19 protein-coding genes are annotated in these 18,642 nt (G+C 67.1%); 10 read left to right on the forward strand and 9 right to left on the reverse strand.

Annotation, left to right across the window (positions count from 1 at the left end):
* Positions 1–14 precede the first annotated feature (14 nt).
* From AVE30378_RS31325 to AVE30378_RS31350, 6 genes are all read left to right on the forward strand, one after another.
* Positions 15–692, forward strand: a complete 678-nt coding sequence (locus AVE30378_RS31325) for an ABC transporter ATP-binding protein (RefSeq protein WP_244235196.1) — start codon at positions 15–17, stop codon at positions 690–692.
* Between the two features lie 60 nt (positions 693–752).
* Positions 753–1,967 carry an ABC transporter substrate-binding protein gene (locus tag AVE30378_RS31330; RefSeq protein WP_129246926.1) on the forward strand — a complete coding sequence of 405 codons (1,215 nt, stop codon included), beginning with the start codon at positions 753–755 and terminating at the stop codon, positions 1,965–1,967.
* A gap of 92 nt (positions 1,968–2,059) precedes the next feature.
* Positions 2,060–2,947 (forward strand): branched-chain amino acid ABC transporter permease, encoded by an 888-nt coding sequence (locus tag AVE30378_RS31335; protein WP_129246928.1) that lies wholly within the window; start codon positions 2,060–2,062, stop codon positions 2,945–2,947.
* A complete protein-coding gene (locus tag AVE30378_RS31340) occupies positions 2,944–3,927 on the forward strand; it encodes a branched-chain amino acid ABC transporter permease (protein ID WP_129246930.1) in 984 nt (327 codons plus the stop codon). Before AVE30378_RS31335 ends, AVE30378_RS31340 begins: the two co-directional genes overlap by 4 nt.
* Positions 3,928–4,048: 121 nt before the next feature.
* Positions 4,049–5,074 (forward strand): ABC transporter substrate-binding protein, encoded by a 1,026-nt coding sequence (locus AVE30378_RS31345; protein WP_129246932.1) that lies wholly within the window; start codon positions 4,049–4,051, stop codon positions 5,072–5,074.
* A 95-nt stretch (positions 5,075–5,169) separates the two neighbouring features.
* Positions 5,170–6,015 carry a branched-chain amino acid aminotransferase gene (locus AVE30378_RS31350; RefSeq protein ID WP_129246934.1) on the forward strand — a complete coding sequence of 282 codons (846 nt, stop codon included), beginning with the start codon at positions 5,170–5,172 and terminating at the stop codon, positions 6,013–6,015.
* A 24-nt stretch (positions 6,016–6,039) separates the two neighbouring features.
* Here the strand turns inward: AVE30378_RS31350 and AVE30378_RS31355 are convergent, their stop codons facing one another.
* The 9 genes from AVE30378_RS31355 to AVE30378_RS31395 form a co-directional block, all read right to left on the reverse strand.
* A complete protein-coding gene (locus tag AVE30378_RS31355; protein WP_129246959.1) occupies positions 6,040–6,789 on the reverse strand; it encodes an N-acyl homoserine lactonase family protein in 750 nt (249 codons plus the stop codon).
* Between the two features lie 64 nt (positions 6,790–6,853).
* Positions 6,854–7,567 carry an ABC transporter ATP-binding protein gene (locus AVE30378_RS31360; protein WP_129246936.1) on the reverse strand — a complete coding sequence of 238 codons (714 nt, stop codon included), beginning with the start codon at positions 7,565–7,567 and terminating at the stop codon, positions 6,854–6,856.
* Complete coding sequence (locus tag AVE30378_RS31365; RefSeq protein ID WP_129246938.1) at positions 7,554–8,336, reverse strand: ABC transporter ATP-binding protein; 783 nt, start codon at positions 8,334–8,336, stop codon at positions 7,554–7,556. The genes AVE30378_RS31360 and AVE30378_RS31365 overlap by 14 nt, the downstream gene beginning before the upstream one ends.
* On the reverse strand, positions 8,333–9,307 hold the full coding sequence (locus AVE30378_RS31370) for a branched-chain amino acid ABC transporter permease (RefSeq protein WP_129246940.1): 975 nt from the start codon (positions 9,305–9,307) through the stop codon (positions 8,333–8,335). The genes AVE30378_RS31365 and AVE30378_RS31370 overlap by 4 nt, the downstream gene beginning before the upstream one ends.
* Before the next feature lie 3 nt (positions 9,308–9,310).
* Positions 9,311–10,180 carry a branched-chain amino acid ABC transporter permease gene (locus AVE30378_RS31375; RefSeq protein WP_129246942.1) on the reverse strand — a complete coding sequence of 290 codons (870 nt, stop codon included), beginning with the start codon at positions 10,178–10,180 and terminating at the stop codon, positions 9,311–9,313.
* Between the two features lie 17 nt (positions 10,181–10,197).
* The gene (locus tag AVE30378_RS31380) at positions 10,198–11,361 is read right to left on the reverse strand and encodes an ABC transporter substrate-binding protein (RefSeq protein ID WP_129246944.1); all 1,164 of its coding nucleotides are present in this window, start codon (positions 11,359–11,361) and stop codon (positions 10,198–10,200) included.
* A 51-nt stretch (positions 11,362–11,412) separates the two neighbouring features.
* Positions 11,413–12,261 carry an alpha/beta fold hydrolase gene (locus tag AVE30378_RS31385; protein WP_129246946.1) on the reverse strand — a complete coding sequence of 283 codons (849 nt, stop codon included), beginning with the start codon at positions 12,259–12,261 and terminating at the stop codon, positions 11,413–11,415.
* Positions 12,258–12,653: a hypothetical protein gene (locus AVE30378_RS31390; protein WP_129246948.1), complete on the reverse strand. Its 396-nt coding sequence runs from the start codon at positions 12,651–12,653 to the stop codon at positions 12,258–12,260. Before AVE30378_RS31390 ends, AVE30378_RS31385 begins: the two co-directional genes overlap by 4 nt.
* A 165-nt stretch (positions 12,654–12,818) precedes the next feature.
* Complete coding sequence (locus tag AVE30378_RS31395) at positions 12,819–13,787, reverse strand: tripartite tricarboxylate transporter substrate binding protein (protein ID WP_129246950.1); 969 nt, start codon at positions 13,785–13,787, stop codon at positions 12,819–12,821.
* A 166-nt stretch (positions 13,788–13,953) separates the two neighbouring features.
* On the opposite strand from AVE30378_RS31395, the gene AVE30378_RS31400 reads away from it, so the two are divergent.
* From AVE30378_RS31400 to AVE30378_RS31415, 4 genes are all read left to right on the forward strand, one after another.
* Entirely contained in the window at positions 13,954–15,408 is a 1,455-nt protein-coding gene (locus tag AVE30378_RS31400) for an aldehyde dehydrogenase (protein WP_129246952.1), read from the forward strand.
* A 70-nt stretch (positions 15,409–15,478) separates the two neighbouring features.
* Entirely contained in the window at positions 15,479–16,360 is an 882-nt protein-coding gene (locus tag AVE30378_RS31405) for an NAD(P)-dependent oxidoreductase (protein ID WP_129246954.1), read from the forward strand.
* 34 nt (positions 16,361–16,394) lie between these two features.
* Positions 16,395–17,111 (forward strand): IclR family transcriptional regulator, encoded by a 717-nt coding sequence (locus tag AVE30378_RS31410; RefSeq protein ID WP_129246956.1) that lies wholly within the window; start codon positions 16,395–16,397, stop codon positions 17,109–17,111.
* A gap of 43 nt (positions 17,112–17,154) precedes the next feature.
* Positions 17,155–18,642 (forward strand): phosphocholine-specific phospholipase C (locus AVE30378_RS31415; RefSeq protein WP_129246958.1); only part of this gene is annotated, 1,488 nt, incomplete at its 3' end.

An 18,642-nucleotide genomic window follows, 5' to 3' on the forward strand; every position in this document is an offset into this window, starting at 1 on the left:
GTCCTGGAAACCCGATTCTCTCGGATTCCACTGGCGAACCGCCGCCTTCAACCTTCAACTACGCCTGGGACATTGCCGTGGTCACCCTGCTCGGGCGCAACGGCGCCGGGCGCACCACGACCCTGCGGGCCATTCTCGGCCTGACGGGATCGCGCAAGGGTTCGGTGCGCATCCACGGCACCGAGGCCATCGACCTGCCCACCTACAAGATCGCCCACCTGGGCGTGGGCTATTGCCCCGAGGAACGCGGCATCTTCGCCAGCCTGTCGTGCGAAGAGAACCTGCTGCTGCCTCCCGTCGTCGGCTCGCTGGGCGGCGGCATGTCGCTGGCCGAGATCTACGACATGTTCCCCAATCTGCAGGAACGCCGGAACTCCCCCGGCACCCGCCTGTCCGGGGGCGAACAACAGATGCTGGCCGTCGCGCGCATCCTGCGGACCGGCGCCAACCTGCTGCTGCTCGACGAGATCTCCGAAGGCCTCGCGCCCGTCATCGTGCAGGCGCTCGCGCGCATGATCACGGCGCTCAAGCAGCGGGGCTACACCATCGTCATGGTGGAACAGAACTTCCGCTTCGCCGCGCCGCTGGCCGACCGCTTCTACGTCATGGAGCACGGCCAGATCGTCGAGCACTTCGAAGCCGCAGAACTTTCAGAAAAACAGGACACGCTCAACGAACTGCTGGGCGTGTAAAAAACCTGTCATCCGCCGGAACCCCGGCAACACTACACCGTAGGGAAGAGGAGTCATCCCATGAAGCTGCACACCATCACTGCTGCACTGGCCTTGGCGGGCCTGGGATTTGCGGGGGCAACCGCCCACGCGCAAGGTATCTCCGACGATGTCATCCGCATCGGCTTCATCACTGACATGTCGGGCGTGTATTCCGACATCGACGGCAAGGCCGGTCTGGACGCGATCCGGATGGCGATCGAAGACGCTGGCGGCACCGTCAACGGAAAGAAGATCGAAGTGGTGTCCGCTGACCACCAGAACAAGGCCGACGTGGCCTCCGCCCGCGCGCGCGAATGGTTCGACCAGCAGAAGGTCGACGTCATCGTCGCCGGCACCAACTCGGCCACCAGCCTGGCCATGGCCGCGGTCGCGGCCGAAAAGAAGAAGCCCTTCATCGCGGTGGGCGCCGGCGCGTCCGACCTGACCAACGCCCAATGTTCGCCCTACACCGTCCACTACGCCTACGACACCGTCGCGCTGGCGCGCGGAACGGGTTCCGCGGTGGTGAAGGACGGCGGCAAGAGCTGGTTCTTCCTGACCGCCGACTACGCGTTCGGCCATGCGCTGGAGCGCGACACCATTGCCGTGGTCAAGGCCGCGGGCGGCGAGATCAAGGGCCAGGTGCGCGCGCCGCTGGGCGCCTCGGACTTCTCGTCCTTCCTGCTGCAGGCCCAAGCCTCCAAGGCCCAGATCCTCGGCATGGCCAACGCCGGCGGCGACACCATCAACACCATCAAGGCCGCCAACGAATTCGGCGTGACCAAGACCATGAAGATGGCCGGCCTGCTGGTGTTCATCAACGACGTGCACTCGCTGGGCCTGCAAGCCACGCAAGGCATGTACCTGACCGACGGCTGGTACTGGGATCAATCCGACGCCTCGCGCGCCTGGTCCAAGAAATTCGAAGACAAGGTGGGCCGCAAGCCCTCCATGCTGCAGGCCGGCGACTACTCGGCGGCGTCCTTCTACCTGAACGCCGTCAAGGCCACGGGCACGGACGATGCCGACGCGGTGATGAAGTGGATGAAGTCGAACAAGGTCAACGACTTCTTCGCCCAGGGCGGCTACGTGCGCGAAGACGGCCGCATGATCCATGACATGTACCTCATGCAGGTGAAGACGCCTGCCGAGTCCAAGGGTCCGTGGGACTACTACAAGGTCGTGGCGACGCTGCCCGGCGACGAGGTCTACACCAAGTTGTCCGAGTCCACCTGCAAGCTGGTCAAGAAGTAATCCAGCCTATTTGTCCCTGATGCTGCCCGGCCACCCGCCGGGCAGCATCCCGAATCGCCCGCATCCATCCGTACGCGCAGGATTTTTACAAGATGACTGACTTTTTCGGCATCCCCATACAGGCCTTGTTCGGCCAGCTATTGCTAGGCCTGGTCAACGGCTCCTTCTACGCCATGCTGTCCCTTGGGCTGGCCGTCATCTTCGGGCTGCTGAACGTCATCAACTTCGCGCACGGCGCGCTCTACATGCTGGGCGCGTTCGTCGCCTGGATGGGCCTGTCGTACTTCGGGTTGAACTACTGGGTCATGCTGATCCTGGCGCCGCTGATCGTGGGGCTGTTCGGCATCATCATCGAAAAACTCCTGCTCAAGCATCTGTACAAGCTCGACCACCTGTACGGGCTGCTGCTGACCTTCGGGCTGACGCTGCTCATCGAGGGGCTGTTCCGCAGCTTCTACGGCGTGTCGGGCCAGCCCTACCCCACGCCCGACGCCCTGCGCGGCGCGACCAACCTGGGCTTCATGATCCTGCCGAACTACCGCGGCTGGGTCGTGGCGGCTTCCATCATCGTGTGCCTGGCCACCTGGTTCGTGATCGAGCGCACCCGGCTGGGCGCGCTGCTTCGCGCCGGCACCGAAAACCCGAAGCTGGTCGAGGCCTTCGGCGTCAACGTGCCCCGCATGATCACGCTGACCTACGGCTTCGGCGTGGCGCTGGCGGGCTTCGCCGGCGTGCTGGCCGCGCCCGTGCTGCAGATTTCCCCGCTGATGGGGTCCAACCTCATCATCGTCGTGTTCGCGGTCGTCGTGATCGGAGGCATGGGGTCCATCATGGGCGCCATCGTCACCGGGCTGGGCCTGGGCGTCATCGAAGGCCTGACCAAGGTGTTCTGGCCCGAAGCCTCCAGCACGGTCGTCTTCATCATCATGGCCATTGTTCTGTTGATTCGCCCGGCCGGGCTGTTCGGAAAAGAGAAATGAATCGTCAATTCCTGGGCTATGCGGCGCTGGCCATCGTGGTGGCCATTCTTCCCTTCGTCGGGGTGTATCCGATCTTCGCCATGAAGGTCATGTGCTACGCGCTCTTCGCCTGCGCGTTCAACCTGCTGCTGGGCTTCACCGGGCTCCTGTCGTTCGGCCATGCCGCCTTCCTGGGCAGCGCGGCCTATGCCGCCGGGCACGCCATGAAGGTCTGGGGCTTTCCCACCGAGATCGGCCTGCTGTTCGGCGTGGCCGTCGCGGCGCTGCTGGGCCTGGCCATGGGCGCGCTCGCCATCCGCCGCAGCGGCATCTATTTCGCCATGATCACCCTGGCGCTGGCGCAGATGGTGTTCTTCTTCTTCCTGCAGGCCAAGTTCACCGGCGGCGAAGACGGGCTGCAAAGCGTGCCGCGCGGCACCTTGCTGGGCCTGGTCGACCTGTCCAAGGACCTGAATCTGTACTACGTCGTGATGGGCGTGTTCGCGCTGGGCTTTTTCATCATCTGGCGCACGGTGCACTCGCCCTTCGGGCAAGTGCTGCAGGCCCTGCGCGAGAATGAACCGCGCGCCATCTCGCTGGGCTACGACGTCGACCGCTTCAAGCTGCTCGCCTTCGTGCTGTCCGCCGCCATCGCCGGGCTCGCCGGCGCCACCAAGACGCTGGTGTTCGTGTCCGCCACCCTGTCCGACGCCACCTGGCAGATGTCCGGCCTGGTGATCCTCATGACGCTGATCGGCGGCCTGGGCACCTTGACCGGCCCCATCCTGGGCGCCTTCATCGTCGTGCTGCTCGAGAACAAGGTGGGCGACTTCGGCCAGGCCATGGCCAGCCTGACCGGCGTGGACTGGTTCCTGCGCCTGGGCGAATCCGTCACGATCGTGATCGGCCTGATCTTCGTGATCTGCGTGCTGGCGTTCCGCCGCGGCATCGTGGGCGAGATCGGCGCGTTCGTGAACCGCCGGCGCGCCGCCCGCGCCTAGAACGCACGCCCCCATGACCGGACGGGGCCGCCGCATGCGGCCCCGTTTGCATTGCGGACCCGCGGTCGCCTCCCGCCGGCCCCGTACAATGACAGGCACCCAACCCGACAGGTGCCCGACCATGCGCAACTTGCACATCGCCTCCGCCTTTTGCGCCCTGGCGTTGGCCGCGGCCATGCCGTCCGCCGCGGCGGCCCAGGCCTCACCCTCTTCGCCCCCGGCCTGCGAAGTCGATCGCCCGGTGCGCTTCAGCGGCCTGAACTGGGAATCGAACCTGGTGCTGGCGGGCATCGAACGCTACGTCCTCGAACACGGCTACGGCTGCAAGACCTCGGTCGAGATCGGCGAGACGCTGCCCATGCTGGCGGCGCTGCAGCGCGGAGACGTGGACGTCACCCCCGAGGTCTGGCCGGGACAGATCGAGGGCGCCTGGAAGAAGGCGCTGGCCAGCGGCCGCGTGCTGGGCGTGGGCCACGTCTACGATGCCGGCGAAGGCTGGTATGTGCCCCGCTACACCGTGGAGCGCCACCCCGGCCTGAAGGCCGCATCCGACCTGACGCGCTTCAAGGAGGTGTTCGCCGACCCCGAGGACCCGGGGCGCGGCCGCATCTATGGCTGCCCCGCCGGCTGGGCCTGCGGCACGCTCAACGACAACCTGCTGCGCGCGCTGGGCCTGGACCGCGACTACGCGCTCTTCGCGCCCGGCTCGGGCGCCGCCCAGAAGGCCGCCATCGTCTCGGCCTACAAGCGCAAGCGCGACATCGTCTTCTACTACTGGACGCCGACCTCGCTGGTGGGCGCGCTGGACCTGGTCAAGCTGGAATTGCCGCCCTTCGACCAGCGGGCCTACACCTGCATGACCGACCCGAAATGCGCCAGCCCGGTCGCCACGGAATTCAAGCCCAACCCGGTGGTCACGGGCCTGAACGCCGGCTTCGCCAAAGAAGCGCCGCAACTGGCCTCCTTCTTCGCCAAGCTGGCCGTGCCGGAGGACGCCATCGACGCCACCCTGGGCTGGCTGGAAAACGAAGGCAAGGAACCCGAGGACGCCGCCCGCTACTTCCTCAAGCAGTACGGCGAAGTCTGGCGGCAATGGATGCCGGCCGAAACCGCCGCGCGCGTGCAGGCGGCGCTGGCGAAGGAATAAGGCGGGCGGCCCGGCCCGCCGCCGTTCCCCGGCTCATGTATCCTGACGTTTCGGCGCGGTCGACGCGCCACCCCATACAAGCGAAGGAAACAACCATGGACGCCCTGTACTGGCACGACGGTCGCTGGACCACCGAAAATCCCAAACTGCTCGGCCCCGCCGACCACGCCTTCTGGATGGCCAGCATGGTCTTCGACGGCGCCCGCGCCTTCCGCGGCCTGACACCCGACCTGGACCTGCACTGCCAGCGCGTGGTGCGCTCGGCCGAGAAAATGCTGATGAAACCGCAGATCGGCTGGGAAGACATCCAATCGCTGTGCCTGCAGGCCGTGGCCAAGTTCCCGCCGGGCACCGAGCTCTACATCAAGCCCATGTTCTATTGCGCCGACGGCTTCCTGCTGCCCGACGCCGACAAGACGCAGTTCGTGCTGCACGTGTTCAAGGTCCCGATGCCCGGCGACCAGGGCTTTTCCGCCTGCTTCTCCAGCTTCGCGCGGTCCTGGCCCAACATGGCGCCCACCGACGCCAAGGCCTCCTGCCTCTACCCCAACGGCCAGCGCGCCATCCGCGAAGCCGCGGAAAAAGGCTACGACAACGCCATCATGCTGGACGGCGCGGGCAACATCGCCGAATTCGCCACCAGCAACCTCTGGATCGCCAAGGACGGCGTGGTGTCCACGCCCGTGGACAACGGCACCTTCCTGAACGGCATCACCCGCCGCCGCGTGCTGGCCCTGCTGAAGGCCGACGGCGTCGAGGTGCAGGAACGCAGCCTCACGCGGGCCGACGTCGAAGCCGCCGACGAAGTCTTCTCTTCGGGCAACTACGGCAAGGTCGTGCACGTGAACCGCGTCGAAGACCGCGCCCTGGAATACGGCCCGATGGCGCGCCGCGCGCACAAGCTGTACATGGATTACGCGGAAAGCACCGGCCGCCGCTGACGCCTCCGGCAGCCGCTCCCGGGATCAGGAATCCCGGGGCGGCGCATGCAGCACCGCCACATGCGGCGACTCCCGCCAGCGGGGGTAGCGCGTCAGCACCTCCGGATCGTGTCCGGGCACGACGTGTGCCTCGGATTGCGCCGCAGCTAACAGCTTGGCGTATCCCGACAGCATCTCGGCCGTGTTGTACACGATGGGAAAGGGGCGGCCCGCCCCCATGTTTTCGTAGTAGTGGCTTGCGTCCGAAGCCAGCACCACCCAGCCTCTCGCCGTGTGCACGCGCACGGCCTGCAAGCCCTTGGTGTGGCCGCCGATCTTCAGCAGTTCGATGCCGGGCAGCAGCACCGAATCGCCGTCGTGGAATACGACCCTGTCTTCGTAGACGCGCCTGACCAGCGCGACCACATCCTCGACCGCATAGGCATGCCGCAGCGGCTCGAAGCACATGCACCGGCCGGTGGCATAGTCCATCTCGGCATCCTGTACATGGAAACGCGCTTGCGGCAGGCGGTCGAGATTGCCGGCATGGTCGTAATGCAGATGCGTCAGCACCACGTGCTGCACGTCCTCGGGGCGCACGCCCAGGGGCGCCAGCGCCTCGATGGGACAGTGGATCAGCTCGCGGCGGCGCTTCCGCGCCATATCGGCGTTGAACCCGGTGTCGACCAGGACGATGCCTTCCGCGCCGCGCAGCAACCATACGAAGAAATCCATGGGCATGTCGCCGTCATGCGGATCCCCGCCGAGGAAGTTGTCGCGCCGCCGCCGCGGCATCCGCGCATAGCGGATGGCATAGACTTCGTATTCGGGCGTGGCGCCCGGCCTCTGATCGTTCAAGTCAGACTCCCAGATAGGCTTTCTGCACGAACGGGTCCGCCAGCAGATCGGCCCCGCTGCCGCTGCGCACGACTTCGCCGTGCTCGAAAGCGTATGCCTGGTGGGCCAGGCGCAGCGCAAGCCGCGCATTCTGCTCCACCAGCATGATGGCGATGCCGCTTTCCCGGTTGATGCGTTCGATCGCGCCGGCGATCTCCGCCACGATCTTCGGCGCGATGCCGAGCGAGGGTTCGTCGAGCATCAGCAAGCGCGGCTGCGCCATCATTGCGCGGCCGATGGCCACCATCTGCTGCTCGCCGCCGGACAGCGACCCCGCCAACTGGGCCCGGCGTTCATGCACCCGCGGAAACAGCGCGTAGATTTCGTCCAGCCGGCTGCGCACGCCGGCGGGCGAACGGACCGCGTGCGCGCCGGCCAGCAGGTTGTCCTTTACGGTCATGCGGCCGAACAGCCGGCGCCCCTCGGGCGACAGGGACAGGCCGCCGGCCACTCGGGCGGCGGATCCCAGGCTGGCGATATCGCGGCCGTCGAACAGAATCCGGCCGGCCGCCGCCGGCGCCAGGCCGATCAGCGCCTTCAAGGTGGAACTCTTGCCCGCTCCGTTGGAACCGACCAGCGCCACGATCTGGCCGCGCTCCACCGCGAAGCTGACTCCGCGCACGGCTTCCAGCCGGCCATAGCGCACCTTCAGGTCCTGGACTTCAAGCATGGGCATAGTCGGGGGCTCCCAGATAGGCTTCGATGACGGCGGGGTTCTCGCGTATGGCCTGCGGCGCGCCTTCGGCGATTTTCTCTCCCTGGACCAGAACGACGATGCGATGGCACAACTCCATGACCAGCGCCATGTGATGCTCGACCAGCAGCATCGTCAGGCCCTCCTCCGACCGCAGCCTGCGCAACAGCCGGCCCAGTTCGTTGCACTCTTCGTGGTTCAGCCCGGCCGCGGGCTCGTCGAGCAGCAGCATCCGGGGACGGCAGGCCAGCGCCACCGCGATCCCCAGCTTCTTCTGCAGGCCGTAGGCCAGGGCCCCCGCCGGCGCGTCGCGCCAGGCCTGGAGATCCAGCAAGGCCAACAGGCGGTCGACCTCGTGCGCGATCTGCGCGTCGTCCAGCAGATCGTGGCTGCGCCCAGCCAGCCGGCGCAGCCAGGAATGCCGGACACGCGACAACATGCCGCGCCGGATGTTCTCCGCCACCGTGGCGTCAGGGTAGGTCGACGTGGACTGAAAGGTGCGTGCCAGGCCTTGCACGACCACCCGGCTGGGCGGCCCGCCCGAAATGTCGCGGCCGTCGAAACGCACGCGGCCGGCGCTGGGCGGCATGGTGCCGCTGATGACGTTGAACGCCGTGGTCTTGCCCGCGCCGTTCGGGCCGATCAGCCCGACGATTTCGCCCTCGGCCACGGAAAAGCTCAGGCCGCGCAGGGCCGCCAGGCCGCCGAAGCTGCGCGACAGGCCCTCGACCTGCAATAGGGACTGGTTCATTGGGACTCCTTGCCGCCGCGGGCTTGCCAGGGGCCCGGCAGGCCCGCCAGGCCCGCCGGCAAAAAGCGCAGGATGAGGATCAGCGCCGCGCCATAGAAAATGTGTTGCGTCTGCACCGCGCCGCGGAACAGTTCCGGCAATGGCGTCAGCACCATGGCGCCGATCAGCCCGCCCCATACCGAGCGCCTTCCGCCGATGACGAGCATGATGATGAAGCCGATGGAGATGCTGGCATTGAACGATTCCGGCGACACGTAGCCCACGTAGCGCGCCTGCAGCGCGCCCCCCGCCGCGGCAAGCGCGCAACCGCCCACGAAGGCGCACAACTGGATACGGCGCACGCCGAGTCCGGTGGATTCGGCCAGCGCCGGGTTCTCGGCCACCGCGTCGATCGCATGGCCGAACGGCCGCCGCGCCAGCGCGCTCAACAAGCCGACCGAGCCCAATGCGATGAACAGCGCCAGTCCGTAGAACCGGGCGCGGGAGTCGAACGCCAGTCCCGCGATGGAGGCCGGCTCGATACCCGCGATGCCGTTGGCCCCGCCGGACCAGGAGGCGCCGTCAAGCAGGATCAGCCGCAGCAACTCCCCGAATGCGAACGTGACGAGCACGAAATACACGCCCTTCAGGCGCAGGATGACCGCCCCCAGCGCCAGCGCGACCAGCGCCGTCAGCGCAATGCCGGCCAGCGCCCCGGACAGGAACCCCAGCCCCAGATAGCGCGCGGCCAGCACCGAACCGTAGGCGCCCACGGCGACGAAGGCGGCGTGCCCCAGCGAAAGCTGGCCGCAGCGCGCGATCAGGGCCAGGCCGTTGACGATCAGCACATTGAGGCAGGTCAACACCGCCAAGTGCTGGACGAAAGGCCCGGCGAACCACGGCGCCACCGCGGCCGCGGCCAGCGCCACCCACAGCAGCCAGCGCAGCGGCGCGGGCCGCGCCGGGCCGGACGCAAGAGAAAGTTCCGTCATGGCTTATGCCTCCCCCCGGCCCAGCAGCCCCTTGGGCCGCACGACCAGCATCACGATCACAATGGCGAAAATCAGCATGTCCGCGGTGCTGCTTTCGAACATCAGGCTGCCGTAGCTCTCGGCCAGGCCCAGCGCCAGGCCGGCCACGGCCGCCCCGGGGATACTGCCCAGCCCGCCCAGGATCACCACGATGAACGCCTTGAGCAAGGGCGTGGCGCCGACGAACGGCGACACCGAGAACAGCGGCGCCATCAACGCCCCCGCCACGGCCGCAAGGCCGACTCCCAGGCCGAAACCCAGCGGGTAGTAGATGCGGGAGCGGATGCCTTGTATGGCCGCGATCTCGAAATCCTCCACCACCGCCCGCAGCGCCCGGCCGGGGCGGGAATAGCGCAGAAACCCGTAAAGCAGCGCCAGGGCCAGCAGCGCGAACGCCACCACATAGATGCGCGACAAAGGGACGACGACCTTGCCGAACCTGGCGGTGCCCTGGGCGACGGCCGGCATGGACAGCGGATCGGGCCCGAAGAACATCAGGGCAACGTTCTGCAGAATCATCGCCAGGCCGATGGTCGCGATCATGCCGTTGAGTTCGTCCCGGCGAAACGGCTTGAGCACGCCCCATTCCAGCACCGCGCCCCCGGCGACCGCCAGCGCGAACGTCAAGGCCACCGCCGGCAGGAAAGACAGGCCTGCCTGGGTGGTCAGGAAATAGGCGCCGAACGCGCCGAGCATGTAGAACTCGCCGTGCGCGAAGTTCACCATCCTCATTACGCCGAACACCAGCGTGAATCCCACCGCCATCAGCAGGTACAGCAGCCCCACGATCAAGCCGTTGATCGTGGCCTGCGTCAACAGAATGCTCCAGTCCACGTCGATCCTCCGCCGCCTCAGCGGCACCCCTCGACGGTGCAGCGCGCCCGTATGACTTCGCGGCCGTCCTTGACCTCGGCGACATAGAAAGGCGCGTTCAATTGGTGGTCGATGCCGTACATGGCGCGCCCGGTCCAACTCAGCCTGCCCAGGGAACCCTCGAAGCCGTCGAGCTTCTCCATCTCGGCCCGCACGCGTTCGGTGTCTTCGACGGTGCCGGCGCGACGCATGGCCTCGAACAGCATGAGCGTGCCGTCGTAGAACGCCGGGCTGAAGCCGTTCATGGAATGCTTGTACTTGGCCGCATACCGTTCGGCGTAGGCCTTGGTCGCGGGCAGGTCCGGATCGATCGGCGTGTGGACCAGCATGCCTTCGGTGGCCTGTTTTCCGGCCACGTTCACGATCTCCTGGGTAGCGGGTCCGCCGGTGCGGACGATGCGCCCCTCGAAACCGAGCTCGCGCGCCTGCTTGACGATCAGGCCGGCCGTGGTGGGAGAGTTTCCGTCCAGTTCGATCGCGTCGATGCCGCGCGCCATCATGCGGGTCAGCAGCGGCACGAAATCCACGCGGTCGCGCTCGAAGAATTCCTTCGTCGACAGCGCCGCGCCCGCTTTCTTGTAGGCGGCTTCGAGGTCCAGCGCGATCTGCTGCCCGGTCTCGTCGTTGGGGAACAGCGCGCCCACCTTCTTCAACCCCTGCGCCTTCACGAACCAGTCGATCTGCGGCTGCGAAACCTCGGCCGTGGTCACATTGGGACGAAACGTGTAGGGCTTGTCGGCCGACAGCGCCTTGGCGGTGAACCCGAGCGTCAGCAGGATGACCTTGTTCTTTTCGGTCATCGGCTGGATCGCCAGGACCGGCGCGGAGCCGACCGGCCCCACGATGTAGCGGACCTTGTCCTCGAACACCAGCCGGTTGGCCACGGTCACGGCTTCGTTGGCCTGGTACTTGTCGTCGTAGGCAACGACCTGGACACGGTACTTCTTGCCGCCGACCTCCAGTCCGCCCGCCTCGTTGACCTGGTCGGCCGCCACCTCTGCGGCATTCTTCATGCCCTGCCCCCACGCGGCGCCGGCGCCGGACAGCGTAACCAGCGCGCCCAGTTTAAGGGTCTCCTGCGCCTGCGCGGCGGGCAACGTGGCCAGGGCCACGAGGCCGGCCAGAATGATCGGATAACGCATGATGTCTCCTGTGGGTGCGCGGGCAGTGGCTGCCCGTCGGTTGCGCCCGCTCTACCGGCGGGCGATGGCGTCCAGTACCGGCAGCACGTAGCCACGGAACTGCCGCGGGTTTTCGCTCATCGGGAAGTGCCCCAACTCGCGCATGACGGTGACTTGCGCGCCGGGTATGCCGGCGGCGGTCCGCAAAGTGTCTTCAGGGGTGCAGGAAAAGTCGTACTCGCCCGTGAGCAGATAAAGCGGGCACCGGTCGGTGCGGATGCCGTCCAGCCGGCCGCGCAGGTCGCCGTCCACGCGATAGAAGTAGAGATCGCCGCGGAACACGCCCGGCCCGCCCTGCATGTACTGCCAGAGCGTCTCGTGGCGATGCACGGCCGGCGACTGCGGCGCGACCAGGCCCGAGACCAGCGCGGCGCAAACCTCGCCGCCGTGCACATCGCCCCGGTGCAGCCATGCGATGTCGTACCAGGGTTCCTGGAAGTCCGCCGCCTCCACGCCGATCAACGCGCGGAAGCGCTCCCCGTGCAAATGGGCGAGCTGCAGCACGATGCGCCCGCCGATCGAGCAGCCGATCAAGGCGGGGCGGTCCAGCGCCAGCGCGTCGCAAAACGCCAATATGGTCTCGACGTAAAGTTCCGTCGACAAGCGGTATTCCTCGTCCTGCCAGCCTTCCGGCGGATAGGACTTGCCATGCCAGGGCAGGTCGAACGCGATGACGCGATACCGCGACGTGATGTCGGCGTCGCACATCATGTGCCGGTACTGTCTGCTGTCCGCGCCCGCCGTATGCAGGCAGACCAGGGGGATGCCGCTGCCGGCCTCTTCGAAATAGACGCGGCAAGTCTTGCCGGCGATATCGAACGACACGTAGCGGCCGACGATGGGTTCCAGGGCCGCCGTCATGCTTGCGCCTCCCGGCCTATCGCCAGCAGGTCCTTGATGAATTGCAGATGGGCCATCAGCGGCTGCAGATTGCCGTCGATGACAAGCTCGCGCCGCTTGCCGAGCGCAAAGATGTCGTGCCAGCCCGCGGCCGGCACGGACTGCCAGAAACGCGACCAGGCCTCCTCCGACGCCCGCACCGCAAAGTCGCAGGACGGCAGCGGCAGGGAAGGCGTTTCCGCCGACGCCACGCGTCCGTCCCGCACGCGCACCAGCACCGGATGCGCGCCGAACCGCAGCAGCATGTCCAGATGGACGGCCCGCCGGCGCGAAAACGACGGCGCCAGGCGGCAGAAGCGCCGGGCCAACTGCGCGCCGCGGCTGTCTTCAGCGGGAATGGATGGGATTTCCATAGTGCCTCCTCTGTTATCGTTCTTTTCAACAGAACGATTATTCTTTCTATGAGAACATTCTATCGATCGAAAACTTGCCGTGTCAACACGGAACCGGACGAGACAAGTTCCATTGCCGCGCCCGCTTCTGCCGTTCGGGACGCACGAGCCGCGGGCGCCCGGTGCTTATTGCGCCGCGACGGCGCCCGAAGCCTTGACGGCCTGCCCCCACTTCTCCTGCTCTTGATTCATGAATACGGCGAAGGCTTCGGGCGTGCTATTGACGACCTCTCCTCCCAGCCCCTCGATCCGCGCCTGCATGTCGGGCGTGGCGACGATCTTCGATACGTCCTCGTAGATGCGCTGCGCCTGAGCCGGCGGCAGCGACGACGGAGCCAGCAATCCGAACCAGGTGGCGGCCTCGAACCCGGGCATGCCGGCCTCTGCGAAGGTGGGCACGTCGCGCAGCGCCTGGACGCGTTTGCCGTTGGCCACGGCCAGCGCGCGCAGCTTGCCGGACTGGATCAGCGGCAGCGCCGAGGTGATCGTCGCCAGCATCATCTGCACCTGGCCGCCGGCCAGGTCGGTGAAGGCCGGCGCGTCTCCGCGGTACGGCACGTGAGTGATGGCGGACTGCGTGGCGATCTTGAACAGTTCGCCGCTCAGGTGCTGGGCCGTGCCGTTGCCCGGCGACGCGAAATTGACCGCCGCGCCGTCCTGCTTCAGGTAGGCCAGGAATTCCTGCAGGTTCGTGGCGGGAACCGCCGGATTGACCACCAGCACCAGCGGAACCTTGGTGACCAGCGTGATGGGCGCGAAGTCCTTGACCGGGTCGTAGTTGAGCTTGGTGTAGAGATGGCCGCTGATGGTGTGGGCCGACGTGGTCATGAACAGCGTATAGCCGTCGCCCTGGGCGCGCGCCACCGCGCTGGCGCCGATGGTCGTGCCGGCGCCGGCACGGTTCTCGACGATGACCGACTTGCCCCAGGACTGCGTCAACTTCTCCGCAACGGCGCGCGCCACCACGTCCGTGGCGCCTCCCGCCGGATAAGGCACGATCATCGTCACGGGCTTCGCGGGGTATGAGTCGGCCTGCGCCGCTCCGGATAACAGCGCCGCGGCACAGGCCAGGGCGGGCAACCACTTGCATCGCATCGGAATGTCTCCTCTCGTCTTCGGCTTGAGCGTACTCTTTATCGTTCCAGTAGACAGAACGCTTATTCTATTTTATATTTTTTCAAACCCGATATGTCAATGAATAGGTGTTTTCCGGGATTTGGGACCAACCCGGGAAGCCCCACCGAGAGAGGAGCAGAGCATCATGTCCGATACCCCGGATACCCTGAAATCCATGCTGATAGGCGGACAATGGATTGCGCAGGAGACCAGCGCGTTCGAATCCATCAACCCCGCGACGGGCGTACGCAACTACCTCGTCAGCGCAGCGTCCGAGGCGCAGGTGGACCAGGCAGTCGAAGCTGCGTGGCAGGCGCAGCGCCAACCGGCCTGGCGCAACATGCTGCCGCACCAGCGCGCGGCAATCCTGCGCCGCATCGCGGACGGCATGGACGCGAACGCTTCCGTCCTGGCCCGGCTGCAGATGATCGAGAACGGCAAGGTATGGGCGGAGTGCAAGGCCCAGGTCGCCAGCGCGGCGGCCACCTTCCGCTACTACGCAGGCGTCTGCGAAACGCTTGGCGCCGAAGTCACGCCGCCTCGCGGCAACTACCTTTCCATGACGCATTACGAACCGTATGGCGTCGTCGTGGCCATCACGCCATGGAATTCGCCGCTCACGATGGAAGCGCAGAAAGTGGCGCCCGCGCTCGCGGCCGGCAATGCCGTGATCCTCAAGCCCTCCGAGGTCACGTCGTCTCCCGCCCTGGTGCTGGGCCGCATCGCGCTCGAGGCCGGCCTTCCTCCCGGCATCCTCAACGTGGTCACCGGACTGGGATCGACGGTGGGCCGCCGCCTTGTCGAGCATCCTGGCGTGCGCATGGTGTCGTTCACCGGCGGGACCGCCAGCGGCCGCGCGATCGCGCATGCCGCGGCGGAGAAACTCATGCCGGTGGCGCTGGAGCTGGGCGGGAAATCGCCGCACATCGTGTTCGCGGACGCGGACCAGGACGCGGCGATCGAAGGGGTCATCGGCGGCATTTTCGAAGGCAGCGGGCAGTCGTGCGTGGCGGGTTCCCGGCTGTACGTGCAGCGCGGCATCGCCGAATCCTTCATCGCAAAGCTGGTCGCCCGCGCGGGCCAACTGAAAGTCGACCTGCCCGACACGGAGGGCGCGCAGATGGGGCCGATCGCCTCTTTCGCCCATCGCGGCAAGATCGAGAGCATGGTGGAGTCGGCGCGCCGCGAAGGCGCGCACGTGCTGCTCGGCGGCGAACGGCCGGATGGCCCCAGGCTGGCGGCCGGCGCGTTCTACCGCCCCACCGTGCTGGGCGGGCTCTCGCGCGACGCGCACGTCGTGCGCGAAGAGATCTTCGGGCCGGTGCTGTGCGCGCTGACGTTCGACGATGAAGACGATCTGGTCGACCAGGCGAACGACAGCGCCTACGGCCTGGCCTCCGGCATCTGGACCGCCGATTACCGCCGCGCCTGGCGCGTGGCCGGACGGCTCGAAGCGGGCAGCGTGTGGATCAACACCTACAAGCAGCTATCGATATCCACGCCCTTCGGCGGCTTCAAGCAAAGCGGCATCGGCCGCGAGAAAGGCGTGAGCGGACTGCGGCTGTACCAGCAATCCAAGGGCATCTACTTCGGCATGTAGCCCAACGCCCCCCGTTCCATTCCCGGCCGCGGCTGCGGCCCTCCCCCCTCTTCCTATCGGAGATACTTATATGGCTGAATTTCAACGCGTCGGCTTCATCGGCCTGGGCGTCATGGGCGAACCGATATGCCGCAACCTGGCCGTCAAGAGCGGACTGCCGGTATCGGGCTGCGACAACGACTCCGCCCCCCTGCAACGGCTGGCGCCGCATGGCGTGACCGCGGCAACGGCCGCGCAGATCATGCGGCAAAGCGACGTGGTGTTCCTGTCCCTGCCGTCCGGCGAAGTCGTCGCGCAGCTATCGCGCGACGCCGACGGACTGCTGGCGCATGCGCGGCCCGGCCAGTTGATCGTCGACCTGAGCACCTCGCCGGTGGACGTGACGCGCGAATTGGCGCGCGAGTTCGCGGCGAAGGGCGCGACCTTCATCGACGCCCCCGTGGCCCGCACCCGCGCCGCGGCGGAAGCCGGCACCCTGTCGGTCATGATCGGCGGCGATCGGCAGACCTTCGAGTCCGTCAAGCCGCTGGTCTCCGCTTTCGCCAACGAGATCACCTATTGCGGCCCCATCGGCAGCGGCCAGGTGGTGAAGATCCTGAACAATATGGTGCTGTTCGAGACCGTGGTCGCCCTGTCCGAAGCCCGCGCCATCGCCCGCCGTTCCGGGGTGGATCCCCAGGTCCTGCTGGAGACGTTCACCCGCGGATCGGCCGACAGCTTCGCGTTGCGCAACCACGGCTTAAAGGCTATTCTGCCTGGAGATTTTCCCGAAAAAGCCTTCCCTGTGGACTACGCCCGCAAAGACCTGCGCTATGCCTTGGCGCTGGCGGAACAGACCGGCGTGCAAGCGCTTGGCGCCCGCAACGTGGATGTCTGGTTCGATGCGGCGCTAGTCCAGGGGCAAGGCAACCGTTACTTCCCGGTCATCAGCCGGGTGATCGACGCGGAGTAGGGAACCACCGCCAAATCACCCCCTTACCATTCCAATGAGCCGTACCCCCACTCAGGAAAACTCCACCGACGGCGTCGCGGCCGTCGAACGCGCCCTGGCAATCATCGGGGCCGTCGCGCAACGCACCGACCCCATCACACTTGCCGACCTTTCCCGAGCCACGGGGTTTTACAAGAGCACGCTCTTGCGGCTTATCGCATCGCTGGAAAAAGCCGCCCTGGTGGTGCGCCGCGCCGACGGGCGCTATGCCCTGGGCCCGTATGCCCATCAACTGGGACGCGCGTACGAGGCCACCTACCGGCTGACCGAAACCATCCTCCCCCTGCTGCAGGGGCTGGTGGACAAGGGAACGGAGAGCGCGTCGTTCCACGTCTATCACGACGCGCAATCGCGCGTGTGCCTGCTGCGCGTGGACTCCCATCATTCCACGCTCGACCGCATCCGAGTGGGCGACCTCCTGCCGCTGGACAAAGGCGCGGCGGGCCGGCTGATCACCGCCTACCTGATCGATGGGCAAGCGTCCGCGCAGGCCGGCCTGTCCTTGACCTCCATGGGCGAACGCGACCCGAACTGCGCGGCCGTGGCCAGCCCCGTGTTCGGCCCCGACGACGACATCTGCGGCGCCATTTCCCTGTCCGGGCCGAAAGAACGCTTCACTCCCGCCGCCGTCAAGAAAATGGCCAAGCTGGCCCAGGAGGCCGCGGCGTCCGCGACGCAGGCGCTGGGCGGACGCTGGCCATCGGGCAGATAACCCCGCAAGCTGAACATCCCCCAAAGCCATGCGCAGGAACTCCATGCACACACGCCGCGACTTCCTCCGCAACAGCGCCTCGCTCGCCGCCGCGGGCAGCGCCCTGGCCCTGCTGCCGGCGCCGCTGCGCCGCGCCTTCGCGATTCCCGCCGCCCGCCGCACGGGCACGATCCGCGATGTGGAGCACATCGTGATCTTCATGCAGGAGAACCGCTCGTTCGACCATTATTTCGGCGGGCTGGCGGGCGTGCGCGGCTTCGGCGACCGGTTCCCGATCCCCGTGCCCGACAGCCCCGAACGCGCGCATCGCACGGTCTGGGCGCAGTACAACGACCAGGCCGGCGAAGGGCCGCGCACCGTCCTGCCCTTTCACGCGGACACGCGCAAGGTGGCGGAGTACATGCGCATCGCCAGCACGCCGCATACCTGGTCGAATGCGCAGGCGGCCTGGGACGGCGGCCGCATGGGCAAGTGGCCCGCGGCCAAGAAGAACCATTCCATGGCCTACTTCACGGAAGGCGACATGCCCTTCCAGTACGCCATGGCGCGCGCCTTCGCCGTGTGCGACGCCTATCACTGTTCGTTCACCGGCGGCACCAACACCAACCGGCTGTTCCTGTGGACCGGCACCAACGACGGCCTGGGCCGCGGGCACGGCCCGGCGCTGGGCAACCTCTACAACAAGCTGTCGGGCGGCGACCCGGCGGGCGGGTACACCTGGACGACCTACCCCGAGCGGCTGGAGGCGGCCGGCGTCAGTTGGCGCATCTACCAGGACATGGCGGACAACTATTCGCTCAACCCCACGGCGGGCTTCAAGGCCTACCGCGACGCCTACCATGGGGCGCCGGGCTCGCTGGCCGCGCTGAAGGACAAGGCCCTGACCACGCGCGGCCTGGATTCGCTGCGCCAGGACGTGCTGGACGGCAAGCTGCCGCAGGTGTCCTGGATCTGCGCCACCAAGGCCGGCTCCGAACACCCCAGCCCGTCCAGCCCGGCGCAGGGCGCGGACTACACGGCGCGGGTACTGGATGCGCTGACCGCCAATCCGGAGGTCTGGAGCAAGACGGTGCTGCTGTTGATGTTCGATGAGAACGACGGTTTCTTCGACCATATGCCGCCCCCCGCGCCGCCCTCGCGCGGTCGCGCCGGCGCGCTGGCCGGCGCGTCCACCGTGGACACGGCCGGGGAATACCACGAGATCGTCACCGGCGCCGAAAAGGACGATACGGCCGCTCATCTGCACGGCATCTATGGGCTGGGCCCGCGCGTGCCCATGTACGTGCTGTCGCCCTGGACCCGCGGCGGCTGGGTCAATTCCGAGGTATTCGACCACACCTCGGTGCTGCGCTTCATCGAACGGCGCTTCGGCGTGGCCGAGCCGAATATTTCCCCATGGCGCCGGGCAGTCTGCGGCGACCTGACCTCGATCTTCAACTTCGCCACGCCCAACGACGACGACCTGTTGCGCGGCCTGCCGCCCACCGCCGGCGCCGCGGCGCGCGCGGCCGCCCTGCCCGGCACCGTCACC

Origin of the sequence: Achromobacter veterisilvae, from assembly GCF_900496975.1 — a bacterium.
Classification (GTDB): domain Bacteria; phylum Pseudomonadota; class Gammaproteobacteria; order Burkholderiales; family Burkholderiaceae_B; genus Achromobacter; species Achromobacter veterisilvae.